The organism is Pantoea agglomerans (assembly GCF_021397715.1).
In the GTDB taxonomy this organism is placed as follows: Bacteria; Pseudomonadota; Gammaproteobacteria; order Enterobacterales; family Enterobacteriaceae; genus Pantoea; species Pantoea astica.
Window position 1 is genome coordinate 421,091 of the sequence record NZ_CP090207.1, and the last position, 21,207, is coordinate 442,297.

Sequence of the window (21,207 nt, forward strand, 5' to 3'; positions counted from 1 at the left end):
ATGAATACCGCAACACTTGTACTGACCGCAGCAGGCTCCGTCCTGCTGCTGCTTTTTCTGGTGATGAAAGCGCGTATGCACGCCTTTGTCGCCCTGATGTTAGTGTCGATTGGTGCCGGGCTGTTCTCCGGTATGCCGCTGAATCAGATCGCCGAAACCATGCAGAAGGGGATGGGCGGCACGCTCGGCTTCCTCGCCATTGTGGTGGCGCTGGGCGCGATGTTCGGCAAAATCCTGCATGAAACCGGGGCGGTCGATCAGATTGCTATCCGGATGCTGAAAACTTTTGGTCAGAGTCGCGCCCATTACGCTATGGGCATTGCTGGCCTGATCTGCGCGCTACCGCTGTTTTTTGAAGTGGCGGTGGTGCTGTTAATCAGCATCGCTTTTGCCGTGGCGCGGCGTACCGGCGGCAATCTGGTTAAGCTGGTGATCCCGCTGTTTGCCGGTGTCGCCGCAGCCGCCGCTTTCCTGCTGCCGGGTCCGGCACCGATGCTGCTGGCCTCGCAGATGCACGCTGACTTTGGCTGGATGATCCTGCTGGGTCTGTGCGCCGCGATCCCCGGCATGCTGATTGCGGGTCCGCTGTTCGGCAACTTCATCGGGAATCATGTCTCGTTCAGCGCACCGCCGGAAGATCATCAGCCGGATGTGGATGAGAGCAAGCTGCCTTCGTTTGGCTTCAGCCTGTCACTGATTCTGTTCCCGCTGGTGCTGGTTGGCCTGAAAACCATCGGCGCGCGCTTCACCACCGAAGGCACTCCGTTGTATGAGTGGCTGGAGTTTATCGGTCATCCGTTTACCGCGATCCTGCTGGCGTTGCTGGTGGCGATTTATGGTCTGGCCTACCGTCAGGGCATGGACAAAGAGCGGGTGATGCAGGTGTGCGGCAGTGCGCTGCAGCCGGCGGGGATAATCCTGCTGGTGATCGGCGCGGGCGGCGTATTCAAACAGGTGCTGGTCGATTCTGGCGTCGGGCCGGTGCTGGGGAATGCGCTGACCGGTGCGGGACTGCCGATTGCGCTGGCCTGCTTTATTCTGTCGGGCGCAGTGCGGGTGATTCAGGGCTCGGCAACGGTCGCCTGTCTCACCACGGTCGGATTGATCATGCCGGTGATTGAACCGCTGCACTACAGCGGCGCTCAGCTGGCGGCGCTGTCGATCTGTATCGGCGGCGGTTCGATTATCATCAGCCACGTCAACGATGCCGGTTTCTGGCTGTTTGGTCGCTTCACCGGGGCCAGCGAAGCGGAAACCCTGAAAACCTGGACCCTGATGGAAACCATTCTCGGCACCGTCGGTGCAGTGGTGGGGATGATCGCCTTTACGCTGTTATCGTAACGGCGCTTTACTCTTTTCGTTCTTCCCTGGGGTGACAGGGAAGAACGGATCAGGCTACAGCTTGAGGTAGGCCCGAATCCCATCGAGGAACATCTGGGTTGCCAGCATAATCAGAATCAATCCCATCAGCCGCTCCAGCGCATTGACTCCTTTATCACCCAGCAGCCGCAGGAAAAGGCCTGACAGCAGCAAAATACCTACCGTCACGCCCCAGGCGATCAACAGCGCGCCAACCAGGTGCGTCATCTGTTGCGGATACTGATGTGACAACAGCATCAGGGTCGCCAGCAGCGAGGGTCCGGCAACCAGCGGGATCGCCAGCGGCACCAGAAACGGCTCTTCACCCGCCGGTAAACCGGTACTGCTGCTCTCTTCCGACGGGAAAATCATTTTGATGGCAATCAGGAACAGAATCACTCCGCCAGAAATCGATACCGTCTCGGTACGCAGGTTGAGAAACGCCAGGATGCGCTCGCCAGTAAACAGAAACAGCAGCATGATGATTAACGCGATCAACATTTCGCGAATCAGCACCACTCGCCGCCGTTTCGGTTCCAGATGCTTTAAAACCGACATAAAAATCGGCAAATTGCCCAATGGGTCCATAATTAACAACAATAATATGGTCGCTGAAATCATTTCAGTCATTCGTTTTACGCCGTCTTGTGTGCCGGAAATGGCTGTTATTAGTTACGCTGCTGAAAAAGTTAGCGTAATCGAATTAATTCACTTGCCAGAAAGCCTGCATTTTGTAGAGTTGGTGGTCACAGGTAAATCTTATTATTACGCAGAGCGACGTGCAAAGAACACGTCGTTCTCTCCTCTGACATAAAAGCAGGTGTAAAACCGCCTGAGACGGACACGACATGAAGAATGTAGGTTTTGTTGGTTGGCGCGGTATGGTCGGCTCAGTGCTGATGTCCCGCATGAGCGAAGAGCGCGATTTTGATCTCATCAATCCGGTCTTCTTCTCGACGTCGCAGCACGGTCAGGCGGCTCCCGCCTTTGCCGGTAAGCAGCAGGGCGTACTGCAGGATGCGTTTGATATTGAGGCACTGCGTGCGCTGGATATCATCATTACCTGTCAGGGCGGCGACTACACCAGTGATGTCTATCCGAAGCTGCGCAGCAGCGGCTGGCAGGGTTACTGGATCGATGCGGCCTCTACGCTGCGGATGAAAGACGATGCGATCATCATCCTCGATCCGGTTAACCATCAGGTGATTCGTGAGGGTATCGATCGCGGCATTAAAACTTTTGTCGGCGGAAACTGCACCGTCAGCCTGATGCTGATGTCGCTTGGCGGACTGTTTGCCCAGGATCTGGTGGAGTGGGCTTCGGTTGCCACCTATCAGGCGGCCTCAGGCGGCGGTGCGCGTCATATGCGTGAACTGCTGACCCAGATGGGGATGCTGCACGATCACGTTGCCCCTGCACTGCAGAACCCGGCTTCGGCAATTCTCGACATCGAGCGTAGCGTGACCGACTTCACCCGTTCCGGCACCCTGCCGACAGATAACTTCGGCGTGCCGCTGGCGGGCAGCCTGATTCCGTGGATCGACAAGCAGCTGGAAAACGGTCAGAGCCGTGAAGAGTGGAAAGGTCAGGCGGAAACCAACAAGATTCTGGCGACCCGTCATGTGATTCCGGTCGATGGGCTGTGCGTGCGCGTCGGTGCGCTGCGCTGCCACAGTCAGGCGTTTACCCTGAAGCTGAAGCGTGACCTGCCGCTGGCTGAAATCGAGCAACTGCTGGCATCCCACAATGAGTGGGTCAAAGTGGTGCCAAACGATCGCGAACTGACGATGCGCGAACTGACGCCTGCCGCGGTGACCGGCACGCTGACTACGCCGGTTGGCCGGTTGCGTAAACTGAATATGGGACCGGAGTATCTCTCCGCCTTCACCGTCGGTGACCAGCTGTTATGGGGCGCGGCTGAACCGCTGCGTCGTATGTTGCGGTTGTTAACCAACTAAACAGCAAACATCGCCAAAGGCCGGATTTATGATCAATGCCGATCAGGTGAGACAAAGATGATCGGTTCACCGCCTGGTTGCTATGTAAAAGCCCGTAATCATTACTGATGGTTACGGGCTTTTTTTAGTTAAAATTAAATGCAATGTGATGAGCTGGTATAAAAAAAAGCCCCAGGGGGCTTTTTTAAGACTCTATTACCATCATTACGCAGAGCGCCAGTGATCAGGGTTGCCTTTGCTGGTATTTCTTACTCGGGCGACAAGCGGGTTATGACCTGCTTTTTGGGCTGCCTTAATTGCGCTGGCTTGAGTTGTATGATCCAACCCGTCAATACTCTGACCTCCAGCATATTCGACGGTATAATGTGTGATCGCTGATCCTTCCGGGCGTCCGGTGGGTTGTGGTTCTACATAAACGTTAGACATGAAATAAACCTCACTTCCTGAACATTATTAAACACTTTCAATATGGTTGTTTGTTTTGGCAATTTCAATCAGGATTGATTATCTGTTAGCCGCTTCATTTACAAAGTGTGATGATGTTCAAAAAGGAACGGCTTGCTGATTTTTAGTATGTTAGCTCTCTGTATTCACTGAGTGAATGAAGTTAAGAAATGGTTGCGCTATTACTGGATTAAATATTTTTCCATGAATGCAATCGCTACGGTATTTTTCCTGAATATGAATGGCTACCTAATTTTACTGGCGCATCAGTTTACGGCTGCACCAGTTAGTAAAAAGTCAGGGCACATATTCAGCTAATCCTTTTCCGCATTAATCTCTTTCAGCTACGCGTTTCTTTCCGATGCTCTATGCCCGTACATTCCAGTCATCGGTATACTGCACATTTCCATCAACATAACGCCATGTGATTTTGTCATACATCATGGATATCGATTCCATATGATTAATTTGCGCGTTACCTGACATTTTAGCGTTTGGCATACCGGGATTCACACCAGTAATCTTTACCCCCTCGATAGTCATGACAAAGTAACACTCTTCCTGTCCTGCATAGTTGATTCTATACCAACGGATTTCCGCACTTTTCAGCGTCTGCCCCGTAGCTACCGCCTTGTAAAGATAAGGACTTGAGCTATCAAACTCCTTTTCGATCATCATCGGTGAGTGTGAACGCTTACCGGTAATCTTGCCGTTGGCGCTGTCTACAGGAATATTCAGCCCATGACTGAAACCAACAATCTCAATGCTGCCCTCGCGATCCCTGACATCAACAGAGCCTTCAATATGAGCACCGCCATCATCTTTGAGCCACATATAAGCAGGAATTGGCATGTCATCATCTCCTTATTTTTCTGATTAACTTCATTGTTATGGAAAAAAGTGCTGTAGTGATAACTATGTTAGTGAGGAAACTAATATAGAAATACGTATCATCTATTGCCTCTGCTCCAATTTCCCCAGGGCCATAAAGCATACTTCCCAGCTTTAAAACGAAATCATAGTGAATCCAGTTATAGGGTTCACCCATAGCCCGGCCCACGAAAATTAAAAGCAGAAGGAAGAAGGCTACCTTCCCTGATTTATGGGCAAGTGTCGCCATAAGTGATGACCTCAATAGTGCCATAGGCTTTTAAGTCTGTGCCCGGAACCGGGATTTTGGACGTTCTTAACAGAGCATTCCTCAACATCTTGAAGTCTGATTGCCAGGCCAGCGTAATGCAGCCCTCTGAGACCTGACCAGGATGAAGTCTGAAACTCCCCCGGACTACACCCCTAAAGAAAGTGCTATCGTCGATCATGCTATCAGCACGAAAAAGGGCAAACCATTCTGAATGATCAACATGATACTTAAATGCACTTTTTATTTCGTCAATAGCCCATGCTCTGACGCTATTGACCCAATTTCCAGAAGGTCTGTCAACTATGTAGTAATATCCGGCAGGTAATGGCCCCTTATTGATTATCATCCCGCAGCCACCTTTATTACGGTAGATACCATTACCAGAAAAAGCTAAAAATGTGCCTAAACCTGGAAAAATGAGTGGGGAATAATCAGCGTTATTGATTACAAACTTTCCTTGTAAAGCCATAGCAATCCTTTGGCCTCTGACAATGTGTATTTGCATGCTAATGCACAGTAAAAAACAGATGTACGGCTATTTCGGGCAAAGTTTAAGATCGTGAAGCAGATTCACTTCTTACCCTTTTTATGGCGTGATTCTATTCATGTCAGAAACATGCTGTTAACCATCGATTTACAGCTCATTATCAGGTAGCTTTTCTTAACCGTCGTCTGCACTCATTGATCCTGGCGTCTGACAGGGGTCGGCATCAGCGACACATTTCCGATCCGATGAAAAATGTTGCTTCATCAGTCGGGATATTGCAGGCAGCATAAATGAAAATAATCATTGTTTTTACCCGGTTTTTTTGTCCCTGTCGTACACGAAACAACCTGCCGTTTCGCTTACAAAGTGATCAGCTTCCCTTTTTTGCCGGTCGATGAATAATTTTTTGGTTTCGACCATGGCAACTGCCGCTACCAAGCTATGATTTAACCATGATGTGCCGCGAGTTGACTGTTTTGCTTTCCGGACTAAATGGTTGTTGTACACGGCAAAGACCTTTTCCCATGGAATGGCCAGATGCCTTTTGTCGTCGTACGTATGGCTCAATAAAGAGCAGCGCATGTGAAGCGTGACAGGCTGCGTCGCGTTCATTTCGCCTGCCAACTATCACAGGAAGAAAGTCATGTCAGAGCTTCCCGATCGCGATGCGATCAACGCCCTGTTTGCAGGTAATTATGCCGATCCGTTTGCGTTACTGGGGATGCACCAGACTCAGCAAGGCCTGGAAGTCCGGGCGTTGTTACCCGAAGCGCTGGAAGTGTGGGTTATTGAAACCTCCACCGGGCGTAAACTTGCCCAGCTGGCGTGCGAAGATGCACGCGGCTTTTTCAGCGGTGTGATCCCACGCCGCAAAAACCGTTTCCGCTATCAGCTGGCGGTGAACTGGCACGGCCAGCAGAACCTGATCGATGATGCTTACCGCTTTGGCCCGTTGCTGCAGGAGATGGATCTGTGGCTGCTGGCTGAAGGGACCCATCTGCGTCCCTACGAAACGCTGGGCGCGCACGGTGACGTGATCGATGGCGTTACCGGTACCCGTTTCTGCGTCTGGGCGCCGAACGCCCGTCGCGTATCGGTAGTGGGTGATTTCAATTTCTGGGATGGCCGCCGTCATCCGATGCGTCTGCGCAAAGAGATGGGCATCTGGGAGCTGTTTGTGCCAGGTGCGGTAAATGGTCAGCTGTACAAGTTTGAGATCATTGATGCCAACGGCGAGCTGCGTATCAAAGCGGACCCGTTCGCTTTTGAAGCGCAGATGCGCCCGCAAACGGCCTCAATGATTTGTGGCCTGCCGGATGCGATCGAGATGAAAGAGGAGCGCAAAGCGGCCAACGCCTTCGATGCGCCAATCTCTATTTATGAAGTACATCTCGGTTCATGGCGACGCCACACCGATAATAACTTCTGGCTGAGCTACAAAGAGCTGGCTGAGCAGCTGGTGCCCTACGTTAAAGAGATGGGCTTTACCCATATTGAACTGCTGCCGATCAACGAACATCCGTTTGATGGCAGCTGGGGTTATCAGCCGCTGGGCATGTATGCGCCAACCCGCCGCTTTGGTACCCGTGATGAGTTCCGCGCCTTTATCGACAGCGCTCACGCCGCCGGCCTGAACGTACTGCTGGACTGGGTGCCGGGCCACTTCCCGAGCGATGACTTCGGTCTGGCGAAATTCGACGGCACTGAGCTGTATGAACACAGCGATCCGCGTGAAGGTTTTCATCAGGACTGGAACACCCTGATCTATAACTTTGGCCGGCGTGAAGTCAGCAACTACCTGTCGGGCAATGCGCTCTACTGGGTCGAACGCTTTGGCATCGATGGTCTGCGCGTCGATGCGGTGGCGTCGATGATCTACCGCGACTACAGCCGCGCTGAAGGCGAATGGGTGCCGAACCAGTATGGCGGACGTGAAAACCTCGAAGCGATTGAGTTCCTGCGCTACACCAACCGCACGCTGGGCACGGTCGCTTCCGGCTCGGTGACGATGGCGGAAGAGTCAACCGACTATCCTGGCGTGACGCGCCCGACCGAGGGCGGCGGGCTGGGCTTCTGGTTCAAATGGAACCTCGGCTGGATGCACGACACGCTCGACTACATGAAGCTCGATCCGATCCATCGCCGTTATCATCACAACCTGATGAGCTTCGGCATGATGTACAACTACACCGAGAATTTTGTCCTGCCGCTGTCACATGACGAAGTGGTGCACGGCAAGCGCTCCATTCTCGACCGTATGCCGGGTGACGCCTGGCAGAAGTTCGCCAACCTGCGCGCCTATTACGGCTGGATGTGGGGCTTCCCCGGCAAGAAACTGCTGTTCATGGGCAACGAGTTTGCTCAGGGCCGCGAGTGGAATCACGACGTCAGCCTTGACTGGCATCTGCTGGAGGGCGGCGACAACTGGCACCACGGCGTGCAGCGTCTGGTACGCGACCTCAACCATACCTATCAGCACTATACGCCGCTGCACCAGCTCGACTTCGATCCGCAGGGCTTTGAGTGGCTGGTGGTCGACGATGCGGAACATTCGGTGTTTGCCTTTGTCCGTCGCGACCGTGAAGGCAATGAAGTGATCGTGGTCAGTAACTTTACGCCGGTGCCGCGTCCGGGTTACCGCTTTGGCGTCAATCAGCCGGGCCGGTGGCGCGAAGTGCTGAACACTGACCAGCATGAGTATCACGGCAGTGACGTGCGCAACCACGGCGTGCATACCGATCAGCAGCCGAGTCATGGGCGACCGCAGTCGCTGAGTCTCAACCTGCCGCCGCTGGCGACCCTGTGGCTGGTGCGGGAGGGCGAATGACCATAACGGCCGGCGATCCGCAGCCGCCTGGCGCCAGTTACGATGGCAAAGGCGTCAATTTCACCCTGTTTTCGCAACATGCCGGGCGCGTCGAGCTCTGCCTGTTTGATGAAAACGGGGTGGAGCAGCGTATGGATCTGCCTGGCCGCAGCGGGGATATCTGGCATGGCTATGTACCCCGACTCAAGCCGGGACAGCGCTACGGCTATCGGGTACACGGTCCCTGGGCTCCGCAGCAGGGCCATCGCTTTAATCCGGCTAAGCTGCTGGTCGATCCCTGCGCCCGCGCCGTTGACGGTGATGTCCCGGACGATCCCCGCTTTCATGGCGGCATTGACGCACCCGATCCCCATGACAGCGCGGCCATCGCGCCAAAGTCGCGGGTGGTCGCCGACGATTTTGACTGGCAGGACGATGTCGCGCCGCGCACGCCGTGGGGCAACACCGTAATTTACGAGGCGCACGTGCGCGGCCTGACCCGCCAGCATCCGGAAATTCCGGAAACGCTGCGCGGCACTTACGCGGCGCTCGGCCATCCTGTTATGGTGGATTACCTGCGTCGGCTCGGCATCACGGCGATTGAGCTGCTGCCGATTGCCCATTTTGCCAGTGAACCGCGGCTGCTTCAGCTGGGGCTGAGCAACTACTGGGGCTACAACCCGTTTGCCTTGTGGGCCGTCGATCCGCGCTATGCCTCGGGTCAGGATGGGCTGACGCCGCTGCAGGAGTTTCAGCAGGCAGTTAAAAACCTGCACGCGGCGGGCATCGAAGTGCTGCTGGATGTGGTGTTTAACCACACCGCTGAGCTGGACGCCATCGGCCCGACAATTTCACTGCGCGGCATCGATAACGCCAGCTACTACTGGCTGGATGAGCAGGGCGATTACCAGAACTGGACCGGCTGCGGCAACACGCTCAATCTGCATCATCCACAGGTGATGGCGTGGGCGCTGGATGCGCTGCGTTACTGGGTGCAGGTCTGTCACGTCGATGGTTTCCGTTTTGACCTGGCTCCGGTGCTGGGCCGTACGCCCGACTACCAGCGCGATGCGCCATTGTTTGAAGCGATACGCGCCTGTCCGGTGCTGTCACAGGTCAAGCTGATTGCCGAACCCTGGGATATCGGCCCCAACGGCTATCAGGTTGGGCATTTTCCTGCGCCGTTTGCCGAGTGGAACGATCGGTTCCGCGATACCGCACGACGCTACTGGCTGCACGGCGCGTTAAGCAACGGCGAGTTTGCCCGCCGCTTTGCCGCCTCCAGCGATCTTTTTCAGCATGAGAACCGGCTGCCACACGCCACTGTCAACCTGATCACTGCGCACGACGGCTTCACGCTGTGGGACGTGGTGAGCTTCGAGCGCAAGCACAACGAAGCCAACGGGGAAGATAACCGTGATGGGCACGGCGACAACTACAGTCACAACCACGGCAAAGAAGGGCTGAGTGTCAGCTTCGATGTGATTGAGCGCCGCCGCCGCAGCGTACGCGGTTTGCTCACCACACTGTTGCTGTCGCAGGGCACGCCGATGTTGCTGGCGGGCGATGAGCGCGGCAATACGCAGCACGGCAACAACAACGCCTACTGTCAGGACAACGCCCTGAGCTGGCTTGACTGGCAGGCGGACGAGAAAGGACTGGTTGGATTCACCGCCGCCCTGATTCAGCTTCGTCAGCGCATTCCGGCGCTGACGGCGGATCGCTGGTGGCAGGACGGTGATGGCAATGTGCAGTGGCTCAATGCCGGTGGTCAGCCACTGCAACACGATGAATGGGCACAGGGAACGCACAGATTGCAGATCCTGCTGTCCGGCCGCTGGTTAATAACAATAAACGCCACGGATTCGGTGAATGACATCGTCTTACCAGACGGAGAATGGCGTGCCCTTCCTCCTTTCGCCGGGGACGACAACCCCATCCTGTTAACTGTCTGGCATGGTCCCGCACACGGTGTGTGCGTGTTCCAAAAGCAATCATAAGGAGTCAGACATGGTTAAATTAGATAGAACAGAACACCTGATGCTGGCGCGCCAGCTCCCTACACAAACGGTTGCTCTGATCCTCGCCGGTGGACGCGGTACACGCCTGGTCGACCTGACGGCAAAACGCGCCAAACCGGCGGTGCACTTCGGCGGCAAGTTCCGCATTATCGACTTTGCCTTATCCAACTGCGTTAACTCCGGTATCCGCCGCATTGGCGTGATTACCCAGTATCAGTCTCATACCCTGACCCAGCACATTCAGCGTGGCTGGTCGATCTTCAATGAAGAGATGAATGAGTTTGTGGATTTGCTGCCAGCGCAGCAGCGCTTTTCCACCGAACAGTGGTATCGCGGCACCGCCGATGCGGTGACGCAGAACCTTGATGTGATTCGCCGTTATCAGGCGCAGTACATCGTGATCCTTGCCGGGGACCACATTTATAAGATGGATTATTCGCGCATGCTGCTGGACCATGTGGTCAACGAGGCGAAATGTACCATCGCCTGTTTGCCGGTGCCGGTGCATGAAGCCACCGCGTTCGGCGTAATGGCGGTGAACGAAGAGAACATGGTGATCGACTTCGTCGAAAAGCCGCCAAAACCGCCGACCATGCCGGGCGATGACACCAAAGCGCTGGCCAGCATGGGGATCTACGTTTTCAACGCCGATTATCTCTATGCGTTGCTGGAAGAGGATCTGCAGACGCCAGGCTCTAATCACGACTTCGGCAAAGATATCCTGCCGAAAATCGTGGCGAGCGGTGAGGGCTATGCGCACTCTTTTGCGCTCTCCTGCGTACAGAACGACGACAACGCGCCGCCGTACTGGCGCGATGTCGGCACGCTGGAAGCCTACTGGCGCGCCAACCTTGATCTGGCTTCGGTGATGCCTGAACTGGATATGTATGACGTCACCTGGCCGATCCGCACCCATATGGAGCCGCTGCCGCCCGCCAAGTTTGTTCAGGATCGTTCCGGCAGTCACGGCATGACCATGAACTCGCTGGTATCGGGCGGTTGCATCATCTCCGGCTCAGTGGTGGTGAACTCGGTGCTGTTTCCCCGGGTGCGCGTTAACTCGTTTTGTAACATTGATTCAACCGTGCTGCTGCCCGATGTGGTGGTTGGCCGATCCTGCCGTCTGCGCCGCTGTGTGATTGATCGCGCCTGCGAGCTGCCAGAAGGAATGGTTATCGGCGAAAACCCTGATGAAGACAGTCGCCGGTTTCACCGTTCGGATGAAGGCATCGTACTGGTTACCCGCGCCATGCTGGCTAAACTGGCCAGGGCCGGGCAGTAAGCGATAGCGGAACACACGCAATCGGCACGCGGATCGTGCCTGATAACTTAATGAGGTCGAGGATGCAGGTTTTACATGTCTGTTCAGAACTTTTCCCGCTGCTTAAAACGGGCGGACTGGCTGATGTAGTCGGGGCATTACCTCAAGCACAAATTGCGGGTGGCACGGATACGCGGGTGTTATTGCCCGCTTTTCCAGCATTGCGCAAGGGCATACCTGATCTTCAGGTGGTTACAGAACTGGATACCTTTGCCGGACATGTGCGATTACTGTTTGGTGAGTTTAACGGGGTAGGCATCTACCTGATTGACGCGCCGGGGCTCTATGACCGTCCGGGCAGTCCGTATCATGATGAGTCGCAGTTTGCCTACGTCGATAACTATCTGCGCTTCGCGCTGCTCGGCTGGATGGGCTGTGAGCTGGCGTGCGGGCTGGATGCGATGTGGCGACCGGATATTGTTCATGCCCATGACTGGCATGCTGGCCTGACCTGCGCCTATCTGGAGGCGCGCGGTCGCCCGGCGAAATCGGTGTTCACCGTGCATAACCTGGCCTATCAGGGGCTGTTCGCGGCGCATCACATGGAAGAGATTGGTCTGCCGTGGTCGTTTTTCAGCATGTATGGCCTGGAGTTTTTCGGCCAGATCTCGTTCCTCAAAGCGGGCCTCTACTACGCCGATCACGTCACGGCGGTCAGCCCGACCTATGCGCATGAAATCACCTCGGCCGAGTTTGGTTATGGTATGGAAACCTTACTGGCACAGCGGATGCTCGAAGGCCGCCTGAGCGGCATTCTCAACGGCGTGGACCCGTCAATCTGGGACCCGGCGCATGACCTGCTGCTCAGCGCGCGCTATAACCGCGACACGCTGGAAGCCAAGGCGGAAAACAAACGTCAGCTGCAGGTGGCGATGGGGCTGAAGGTGGATGATAAGGCGCCGGTGTTCTGCGTCATCAGCCGTCTCACCAAACAGAAAGGGCTGGATCTGGTGCTGGAAGCGCTGCCGGGCCTGCTGGCGCAGGGCGGACAGCTGGTGCTGCTGGGGCAGGGCGACGCCGAGCTGCAACAGGGCTTCCTCGCCGCGGCGGCCGAGCATCCGGGCAGCGTCGGCGTTCAGATTGGCTATCACGAGGCGTTTTCGCACCGCATTGTCGGCGGCGCGGATGTGATTGTGGTGCCGAGCCGATTCGAGCCGTGTGGTCTGACCCAGCTCTATGGCCTGAAGTATGGTACGTTGCCATTGGTGCGTCGCACCGGCGGCCTGGCCGATACGGTCAATGACAGTTCATTAGAGAACCTGGCGGACGGTATCGCCAGCGGTTTCAGTTTTGAAGATGCTAACGCCTGGTCGCTATTGCGGGCTATCCGGCGTGCCTTTGTGTTGTGGTCTCGTCCTTCGCTGTGGCGTTACGTTCAGCGCCAGGCTATGGGGATGGATTTTAGCTGGCAGGTGGCGGCACAAGCCTACCGTGATCTCTACCAACGTTTGATGTAACGGATTGGGAAAACTGGATATGAATGCACCTTTCACTTACGCCTCACCAACGTTGACGGTTGATGCCTTAAAGCATTCGATTGCCTACAAGCTGATGTTTACCATCGGTAAAGATCCTTCTATCGCCAATAAGCATGAGTGGCTTAACGCCTCGCTGCTGGCGGTGCGCGACCGGATGGTTGAGCGCTGGCTGCGTTCCAGCCGTGCTCAGCTGTCGCAGGATGTGCGGCAGGTCTATTACCTGTCGATGGAGTTCCTGATGGGCCGCACGCTGGGCAATGCGCTGCTGGCGATGGGGATTTATGACGATCTGAACCAGGCGCTGGATGAGATGGGGCTGGATCTGGCCGAGCTGATGGAAGAGGAGAACGATCCTGGCCTCGGCAATGGCGGTCTGGGTCGCCTGGCGGCCTGCTTCCTCGACTCGCTGGCGACGCTGGGGATGCCCGGTCGCGGCTACGGCATTCGTTATGATTACGGCATGTTCAAACAGAACATTGTGGAAGGTGAGCAGAAAGAGTCACCGGATTACTGGCTTGAATATGGTAATCCGTGGGAATTTCAGCGCTTCAATACCCGTTACAAAGTGCGGTTCGGTGGCCGGGTGCAGCATGAAGGCGCGAAGGTGCGCTGGCTGGAGACAGAAGAAATTCTGGCAATGGCCTATGACCAGATCATTCCTGGCTTTGACACCGATGCTACCAATACGCTGCGGTTATGGGGCGCGCAGGCGAGTAACGAAATCAACCTCGGTAAATTCAACCAGGGCGACTATTTCGCGGCGGTGGAAGATAAAAACCACTCCGAGAACGTGTCCCGCGTGCTCTATCCCGATGACTCAACCTATTCTGGTCGTGAACTGCGTCTGCGTCAGGAGTATTTCCTGGTCTCGGCCACCGTACAGGACATTCTCAATCGTCACTGGCGGATGCACCAGACCTGGGATAACCTGGCCGATAAAATCGCCATCCACCTGAATGACACGCACCCGGTGCTGGCGATCCCTGAACTGATGCGCCTGCTGATCGACGAACATAAGTTCAGCTGGGACAACGCGTTTGACGTCTGCTGTCAGGTCTTCTCTTACACCAACCATACGCTGATGACTGAAGCGCTGGAGACCTGGCCGGTCGATATGATTGGCAAAATTCTGCCGCGCCATCTCAGCATCATTTTCGAGATTAACGACTTCTTCCTGAAAACCATTCAGGACTACTACCCGGATGACTGGGATCTGCTGTCGCGCATTTCGATTATCGACGAGAACGACGGACGCCGGATTCGCATGGCGTGGCTGGCGGTGGTGGTCAGCCACAAGGTTAATGGCGTCTCTGAATTGCACTCCAACCTGATGGTGCAGTCGCTGTTTGCCGATTTCTCGCGTCTGTTCCCGGGCCGTTTCTGCAACAAGACCAACGGCGTTACACCGCGTCGCTGGCTGGCGCTGGCCAATCCGGCACTCTCTGAGGTGCTGGATGAGGAGATCGGCCGCAACTGGCGTACCGATCTCAGCCAGCTCGGTGAGCTCAAGGCGCAGATCGATTATCCGGCCTTTATTGAAAAAGTGGCGGTCGCCAAGCACCAGAACAAGCGGCGTCTGGCTGACTGGGTGGCGAAAAACCTCGATGTGGTGCTGGACCCGAACGCGCTGTTCGATGTGCAGATTAAGCGTATCCATGAGTACAAGCGGCAGCTGCTCAACGTGCTGCATGTGATCACCCGCTATAACCGCATCAAAGCCGATCCCGATGCAGAGTGGGTACCGCGCGTCAATATCTTCGCCGGTAAAGCCGCCTCGGCCTACTACGTTGCCAAACACATCATTCATCTGATCAATGATGTCGCTAAAGTGATCAACAACGATCCGCAGGTGAAGAACAAGCTGAAGGTGGTTTTCATCCCGAACTACAGCGTCAGTCTGGCGCAGATCATTATCCCGGCCGCCGATCTCTCCGAGCAGATCTCCACTGCCGGTACTGAAGCCTCCGGTACCAGTAATATGAAGTTTGCTCTGAACGGCGCACTGACTATCGGCACGCTGGATGGGGCCAACGTCGAGATGCTGGATCACGTCGGTAAAGAGAATATCTTCATTTTCGGTAATACCACGCCGCAGGTGGAAGCGCTGCGCAAAGGGGGATATAACCCGCGCCAGTATTACGAAGAGGATCAGGAACTGCATCAGGTGCTGACGCAGCTTGCCTCCGGCGTATTTAGTCCGCAGGAGCCAGGCCGTTACCGTAACCTGTTCGATTCACTGGTCAACTTCGGCGACCACTACCAGCTGCTGGCGGATTACCGCAGCTATGTCGATACCCAGGATAAGGTGGATGCGCTTTACCGTCAGCCGGACGAATGGCAGCGGCGTGCCGCGATGAATATTGCCGGCATGGGCTACTTCTCCTCGGACCGTACCATTCAGGAGTACGCCGATGAGATCTGGAATATCTCCCCGATAAGGTTGTAACGCGATTTCACTCTGCGGCTGAAGCCCTGGCCGCAGAGTGAGCGCCGGTCATCTCCGCCACCGCATTCGCTGTGACCTTCCGCTCTCCCGCCTGACCGCGGCGCCTCGCGCACTCTCCTTCCCGGACTGCCCTGATGGCGCAGGATCGCCGGGATCTTTTCGATCGACTCCCCGGCAGAAGTGCCGCGGCTGCCTTGCCAGATCATATCGGCCTGGCTGACGCATACGTTATTATGCAGCCCGGTTTTTTATGCGTTTCACCTTTTGACCAGACAGGCAGAGCAGACAATGAGTGACAATATTAATCACGAGATTACTTTCCGTAAACTCAGTGTCTTCATGATGTTTATGAACAAAGGCAATATTGCCCGCACCGCAGAAGCGCTGGAGCTGAGCAGCGTCAGCGTTCACCGCGCCCTGCATACGCTGGAAGAAGGCATCGATTGCCCGCTGTTTATTCACAAGGGACGCAACCTGGTGCCGCTACCCGCCGCCTGGACGCTGCTGGAATATTGCCGCGATGTGACGGCGCTGATGGGTAAAGGCATTGAGGAGGCGCGGCTGGTGGCGGGTGTCGGGTGTGGCCGTCTGCGCATCGGCACGCTTTACTCGCTGACGCTGGAGACCATTCCGCGGCTGATTATGGGAATGAAGCTGCGTCGGCCGACGCTGGAGCTTGATCTCACTATGGGCTCCACTCAGATGCTGCTTAACATGCTTGAGGATGAGGCTCTTGACGCGGTACTGATCGCCACCCACAACGGCGAGTTCAGCGACTCGAACTTCGATGTGGTCCCGCTGTTTTATGATGACATTTTCCTCGCCGCACCAGCCGGTGAACCGCTGGATATGACGCGCCAGGCGGATCTGCGTGACTATGCCGATCGCGATTTTGTTTCGCTGGCCGAAGGCTTTGCCACCTATGCCGGTTTTCAGGAGGCGTTTCAGGTAGCGGGTTTTGAACCGAGAGTGGTCACCAGGGTCAATGACATCTTTTCGATGGTCAGCCTGGTGCAGGCCGGTGTCGGGCTGGCGCTGATTCCGGGCCGGATGAAAAAAGTCTACGAAAACAATATCCAGCTGGTCAGCCTGGCCGAGCCTTATCAGATGCGCCAGCAGATTTCGATCGTCTATTCACATCGCCGTGAACGCGATCATGACCTGCTGGCACTGGCGGCAGAAGGGCGGATGTATGCCCGTAGCCTTACTGACTCAGCCGTTTAGCCAGATGCCGCGCCACCTCAACGCTGTTGCGCTCCATGCAGATGGCTTCGCCCTGCCAGCCCGCCTGCAGCGTCAGGCCAGTCAGCACATTGCCTGGCGGCATTTCTATCGCCAGCCGGGCATCGCGCTGGTTGGCTGAAATCACCGCATCATTCCACCGCACCGTCCGCGCCATATTAAAGGCGAGATCGTCGGCAATCTTCTCTGGCTCCCAGATAACCCGTCCGGTCGAACCGCTCAGGTAAGCACAGGTGGGACGCGAAAGTTGGACAGACTCAAACGCGGTCGCCAGTTCAGCGGCAGGTTTATCCAGCAGCGCGCAGTGGGAAGGCACACTCACCGCCAGCCTGACGGCTTTACTCGCCCCGGCGTCCAGCGCGGCTTGCGCCACCCGCGCCATATCCTCATCTCGTCCGGCAATCACTATCTGCGTTTCCGCATTAAGGTTGGCGATATAGGTATTGCTGTCGACCAGCAGCTTCTCCAGCCGGCTGAGCGTCAGCCCGGTGATGGCGGTCAGGCCATAACCCTGCGGATAGGCCTGCTCCATCAGATCGCCGCGCAGCGCCACCAGACGCAGCGCATCGCTGAAATCGAGCGCGCCTGAGATGACCGCGGCGGGATAGGCACCAATCGACAGGCCGCTGACGATATCGGGTTTCAGTCCATGTCTGATCAGCTCGCGCGCCCAGCCAACACCGGCAATCAGCAGGCTGAGCTGGACCGCACGGGTATGGCGCAGCGCATCAGCACTGTCCAGCCGATCGGTCTCATCACCCAGTACGGCGCGTACGCTGTTTAACAGCGCCTCGCCGTCAGGAAGATGCTGCAACATGCCGACCCGCTGCGTGCCCTGGCCGGGAAAAGTAAAAAGAATTTTCATGCGGAATCTCTGCTCCAGGGAGAGGGGGTCAGAACCGGTCCGGTGGCGGTTTTCAACAGCACGCGGCCTTCACGCAGCCACTCGTTAAGGGCAAACGCGCCGAGCGGCGTTTCCACCTGGGTATCCACACGGCACGGCAGCGTTTCGGTTTGGGCCTGCCACTGCTGCAGGTCGTCGCGTGCCAGCGGCTGCGGCGCGCGAATCAGCAAGTCGAGATCGCTGGCAGCGTGCAGCGTCGGTATCCGCGTGGCCAGCGCGTAACCGGTACTGCCGGTGACGCCCCAGCTCCAGGGCCAGACGCTGTCGCTGAGCGCCATCGCCGCCTTTACCGGTGGGTAATCCGCAAACGGCGAACCGAACAGATGTTGCCGTTCGGCCAGCATCTCCGGCGTGACGATGCGCGTAATCCCGGCCGGGTCTGCCCAGCCGGCAGCGCGCTGTTCGCGTGTTACACCGCGCACACCCACCGGAATCAGCCCGGAACGATTCACATCGCGCCTGACCACCACCGGCAGCGCGTGATGCCAGTGCTGACTGACCCACGCTTCGCTGATGGCTGACAGGGCGCGATCTGAACTGAGCCAGAGCAGATCGTGGGGACGCGGTGAACAGCTCATATTACATTCCGGATGTCAGGGTAATGAACAGCGGTAACGATAAAATACACAGAATCGAACTTAATAGCAGCACGGCTTCGGCATCGGGCGACTGCACACCAAAACGGTTGCCGAATACCACGCCAAAGAAGCCCGCTGACAGGGCAATCATCAGAATCGCAGTAATCGCCACCGGACCACTCAGACCCAGTGCCAGTACCAGACCCCAGGCGATAAACGGTTGAATTAACAGTTTAGTTATCGTACCGAAGCCAACTACCGCATTCAGTTTCAGTTTACGTGCCGAGAGGATCACACCGGTCAGGAACAGGGCGGCGGCGGTTGCTGCCAGGCCGAGCGGTTTAATCGCCGCCAGCACCAGATCCGGCATTTTAATACCCAGCGCCGACAATACCACGCCGATCAACGGACCCATCACGATCGGTTTTTTCAGCGAGCGCCACATTAACACCGGCAACATCGTCATGGTTGAACCGTGCGCGGTACCGGCAGCAAACGCCTTTTCACGTTCCAGAATCAGCAGGCACAGCGGTGTCAGCAGCACTGAACCACAGGCGATCGATACCGCAACAGAGAGTGAGGTCGCACCATTTTCACCCAGCACGCTGGAAAGAATCGGCAGGCCCAGCGCGGCGTAGTTCGGCAGCGCAACGGTCAGCGTCAGGACAGCAGCATCCTGAGGCGATTTTTTGAAAACTTTGGTCGCGGTAAAATAGACCGCCGCATAGGTGATCCACATAGCACCGGTAATCACCACGATTAATGGCCATTGCGCCACGATGCCCGGCCAGGGCGTCTGAACCGTCGCACTGAACAGGGCGGCGGGCAGCGCAAAATCCATCACAAAAATATTAAGCAGTGAAACGTCTTTATTATTAACCATTCCAGCCTTACCGGCCCAGAAACCCAGCAGCATGATCACAAAGATTGGAGCAAGAGCATGAACAATTGTATAGATCATAAATCACCTGTATTTAAGAAGAATTCTTGACTAACACGATGTTTATAATTCTAAAAAGCGGCCCTGATTGCGGGGCGGTCATCCGCCCCGTCCAGGCCGTTTCCGGCAGGCTTATTTTTTGTTTTGTAGTCGGTTTACCAGCTGGCGCGCATACGTTCGCGGACCAGAGAGGAGCTGTGGCGATTTTCAGCGCCCAGCCGGTTTTTCAGGCTTGGGTCCTGACGTGCATCAGCGATAGCTTTCTGCAGAGAGATCTCAACCATCGCCAGATCGGCATCTGACGGCGCATCAGGATCGGTCACGGTCAGCATGTCAGAGAGCAGGCCCAGCGTGGCGAAGTTGCTGACGTCATACGCCATCGGCGGAATGGTCGCCGCCAGTTTCTCCAGCGCGTCGACGGTACGCAGCGTGATACGCGCAGCGGACTCTTTACCCATCGCATGGACCAGCACGCCCTGATCGTTGAGCGCGATCAGACGGTTCGCCTGGTAGCCGTGCGCCAGGAATGCGCCGGACATCGCCTTACCGACGATCAGACCAATCACCGGGTGACCGGCCAGACGCGCTTTAGCATAGGCTCCGGCGGCACCGGCCAGCGCCTGATGAATGCCAAACGCCTCTTCACGACGACCATATGCCTGACTTGGCACATCGATGACTGCCACAATCGGCCGTTTCACCGCGCTGTTGCTATCGGCTTCCAGGGTTTCGTTCACCACTTTCGCCAGCGTCCAGCCTTCCAGCAGACCGACTTCGCCTCTGGCGGCACGCGGATAGTGGTTTTCAGCATCCGGGACCACGGCGATAAAACGTACGCTTTCGCCATTGAGTTCGCCGTCAGCCACCTGAACAGAAGGGCACAGCCCGCTCAGGCGCTGCGCATTGGGTGCGAGTTTTTCCAGCCATGTTGCACCGCGGCTGCTTGTCTGGCTCATTATTTTTCCTCCCGGGCGAAAAGCTGTTTGATGATGGCGGTATCAGCCTGCTGACGCGTATCAAAGTTGCTCAGACGCGGCAGGAAATCCGCATACTTATCACTGCGGTGCTGCGCCGGTACGCCTTTGGCAATGAAGTCGTTCATCGCGGTTTTCACCGCATTGACGCCATCGCTGACCAGCGCGTCCACCAGGCCACTGGCATAGCGGATTTCGCCGCCGGTCATGCTCCAGATAAACGGGCGATCGCGGGAGTCATACTCTTCAATACCCGCTTCCTGCTCAATAACCTGCGGGCCGTTAAGGCCGAGGCGTGCTTCGCGAGTGACGATCAGGTAGCTGCAGAGCGCAGCCGCGATAGACATCCCGCCGAAGCAGCCGACGGTACCGGCAATGATGCCGATCACCGGGGTGTAGCGACGCAGGTCAACAATTGCGGCATGAATATCGGCAATCGCCGCCAGCCCCAGATTCGCCTCCTGCAAGCGGACGCCACCGGTTTCGAGGCACAGCACCGCCTGAGTCGGGGTGCCGTTGCGGTTATCTTCGGCGGCCAGCTCCAGCGCTGCGGCCATTTTCGCGCCGGAAACTTCGCCCATGCTGCCGCCCTGGAAGGTCCCTTCGATGGCAATCACCACCGCAGGCTGACCGTTCAGCGTACCGCGTGCCACCACCATGCCGTCATCTGACTGCGGAATCACACCCTGCGGTGCCAGCCACGGTGACATGATGCCTTCAAAAGGGTCGAGCAGTTCGCGGTAGCTGCCGTCGTCCAGCAGCGCGCGCGCGCGTTCGCGGGCACGTAATTCAATAAAACTGGCATCGTTACGCATGACTCACCTCCTCAAATACCTGTTCAATACGGATGCGCGCGACGCCAGGCGTGGCGCCAAAGTCGTGAATAACCAGCTGTCCGGCAGGCAGGCCGTTGATCAGATTCAGGCGGTCAAACAGCGCCTTCCAGCGGGCGTCGCTGTTATCCAGTGAGGTGGTGATATCAATATTCAGCGTTTGCCCTTCGGTTGCGGTGTACAGCACTTCCATATCACCGGAACCAACGACCCCTGCCAGGGCTTTACCGCTGAGTGCGCGGTTAGCAGGGAAAGATAATGTGATGTGTTCCATA

General features: G+C 56.4%; 19 protein-coding genes. 9 read left to right on the forward strand and 10 right to left on the reverse strand.

Annotation, left to right across the window (positions count from 1 at the left end):
* Positions 1-1,341, forward strand: a complete 1,341-nt coding sequence (gntU, locus tag LZU96_RS02010; protein WP_069729847.1) for a gluconate transporter — start codon at positions 1-3, stop codon at positions 1,339-1,341.
* Between the two features lie 54 nt (positions 1,342-1,395).
* Here gntU and LZU96_RS02015 read toward each other — a convergent pair whose 3' ends face one another.
* Positions 1,396-1,947, reverse strand: a complete 552-nt coding sequence (locus LZU96_RS02015; RefSeq protein ID WP_233988115.1) for a YhgN family NAAT transporter — start codon at positions 1,945-1,947, stop codon at positions 1,396-1,398.
* Between LZU96_RS02015 and LZU96_RS02020 the strand changes: the two genes are divergently transcribed.
* Both LZU96_RS02020 and asd read left to right on the forward strand, forming a co-directional pair.
* Complete coding sequence (locus tag LZU96_RS02020) at positions 1,838-2,173, forward strand: hypothetical protein (protein ID WP_233988245.1); 336 nt, start codon at positions 1,838-1,840, stop codon at positions 2,171-2,173. The two genes, LZU96_RS02015 and LZU96_RS02020, sit on opposite strands and share 110 nt — an antisense overlap.
* A gap of 34 nt (positions 2,174-2,207) precedes the next feature.
* Positions 2,208-3,317, forward strand: a complete 1,110-nt coding sequence (asd, locus tag LZU96_RS02025) for an aspartate-semialdehyde dehydrogenase (RefSeq protein WP_233986881.1) — start codon at positions 2,208-2,210, stop codon at positions 3,315-3,317.
* Between the two features lie 810 nt (positions 3,318-4,127).
* On the opposite strand, the gene LZU96_RS02030 is transcribed toward asd, so the two are convergent.
* The 3 genes from LZU96_RS02030 to LZU96_RS02040 form a co-directional block, all read right to left on the reverse strand.
* Positions 4,128-4,613 (reverse strand): Hcp family type VI secretion system effector, encoded by a 486-nt coding sequence (locus tag LZU96_RS02030; RefSeq protein WP_233986882.1) that lies wholly within the window; start codon positions 4,611-4,613, stop codon positions 4,128-4,130.
* Positions 4,614-4,861: 248 nt separating this feature from the next.
* Positions 4,862-5,371, reverse strand: coding sequence for a DUF2778 domain-containing protein (locus LZU96_RS02035; protein ID WP_233986883.1), 510 nt, complete (start codon positions 5,369-5,371; stop codon positions 4,862-4,864).
* 327 nt (positions 5,372-5,698) lie between these two features.
* A complete protein-coding gene (locus tag LZU96_RS02040) occupies positions 5,699-6,001 on the reverse strand; it encodes a hypothetical protein (RefSeq protein WP_233986884.1) in 303 nt (100 codons plus the stop codon).
* 31 nt (positions 6,002-6,032) lie between these two features.
* On the opposite strand from LZU96_RS02040, the gene glgB reads away from it, so the two are divergent.
* The 6 genes from glgB (at position 6,033) to LZU96_RS02070 (ending at position 16,685) form a co-directional block, all read left to right on the forward strand.
* Entirely contained in the window at positions 6,033-8,216 is a 2,184-nt protein-coding gene (gene glgB / locus LZU96_RS02045) for a 1,4-alpha-glucan branching enzyme (protein ID WP_233986885.1), read from the forward strand.
* Positions 8,213-10,195, forward strand: coding sequence for a glycogen debranching protein GlgX (gene glgX, locus LZU96_RS02050; protein WP_233986886.1), 1,983 nt, complete (start codon positions 8,213-8,215; stop codon positions 10,193-10,195). The genes glgB and glgX overlap by 4 nt, the downstream gene beginning before the upstream one ends.
* A gap of 10 nt (positions 10,196-10,205) precedes the next feature.
* Positions 10,206-11,498 carry a glucose-1-phosphate adenylyltransferase gene (gene glgC, locus LZU96_RS02055; protein ID WP_233986887.1) on the forward strand — a complete coding sequence of 431 codons (1,293 nt, stop codon included), beginning with the start codon at positions 10,206-10,208 and terminating at the stop codon, positions 11,496-11,498.
* 62 nt (positions 11,499-11,560) lie between these two features.
* Positions 11,561-12,994: a glycogen synthase GlgA gene (glgA, locus tag LZU96_RS02060; protein ID WP_233986888.1), complete on the forward strand. Its 1,434-nt coding sequence runs from the start codon at positions 11,561-11,563 to the stop codon at positions 12,992-12,994.
* Positions 12,995-13,013: 19 nt separating this feature from the next.
* The gene (gene glgP, locus LZU96_RS02065; protein ID WP_233986889.1) at positions 13,014-15,461 is read left to right on the forward strand and encodes a glycogen phosphorylase; all 2,448 of its coding nucleotides are present in this window, start codon (positions 13,014-13,016) and stop codon (positions 15,459-15,461) included.
* Between the two features lie 288 nt (positions 15,462-15,749).
* Positions 15,750-16,685, forward strand: coding sequence for a LysR family transcriptional regulator (locus LZU96_RS02070; RefSeq protein WP_233986890.1), 936 nt, complete (start codon positions 15,750-15,752; stop codon positions 16,683-16,685).
* On the opposite strand, the gene mdcH is transcribed toward LZU96_RS02070, so the two are convergent.
* From mdcH to mdcC, 6 genes are all read right to left on the reverse strand, one after another.
* Positions 16,666-17,568 carry a malonate decarboxylase subunit epsilon gene (gene mdcH, locus LZU96_RS02075; RefSeq protein ID WP_233986891.1) on the reverse strand — a complete coding sequence of 301 codons (903 nt, stop codon included), beginning with the start codon at positions 17,566-17,568 and terminating at the stop codon, positions 16,666-16,668. The two genes, LZU96_RS02070 and mdcH, sit on opposite strands and share 20 nt — an antisense overlap.
* Positions 17,565-18,185, reverse strand: coding sequence for a malonate decarboxylase holo-ACP synthase (locus tag LZU96_RS02080; protein ID WP_233986892.1), 621 nt, complete (start codon positions 18,183-18,185; stop codon positions 17,565-17,567). The genes mdcH and LZU96_RS02080 overlap by 4 nt, the downstream gene beginning before the upstream one ends.
* 1 nt (position 18,186) lies before the next feature.
* A complete protein-coding gene (locus tag LZU96_RS02085; protein ID WP_233986893.1) occupies positions 18,187-19,146 on the reverse strand; it encodes an AEC family transporter in 960 nt (319 codons plus the stop codon).
* 134 nt (positions 19,147-19,280) lie between these two features.
* Complete coding sequence (gene mdcE, locus LZU96_RS02090; protein WP_233986894.1) at positions 19,281-20,081, reverse strand: biotin-independent malonate decarboxylase subunit gamma; 801 nt, start codon at positions 20,079-20,081, stop codon at positions 19,281-19,283.
* The gene (locus LZU96_RS02095) at positions 20,081-20,914 is read right to left on the reverse strand and encodes a biotin-independent malonate decarboxylase subunit beta (protein WP_233986895.1); all 834 of its coding nucleotides are present in this window, start codon (positions 20,912-20,914) and stop codon (positions 20,081-20,083) included. Before LZU96_RS02095 ends, mdcE begins: the two co-directional genes overlap by 1 nt.
* Positions 20,907-21,206 (reverse strand): malonate decarboxylase acyl carrier protein, encoded by a 300-nt coding sequence (mdcC, locus tag LZU96_RS02100; RefSeq protein WP_233986896.1) that lies wholly within the window; start codon positions 21,204-21,206, stop codon positions 20,907-20,909. The genes LZU96_RS02095 and mdcC overlap by 8 nt, the downstream gene beginning before the upstream one ends.
* Position 21,207: the final 1 nt, after the last annotated feature.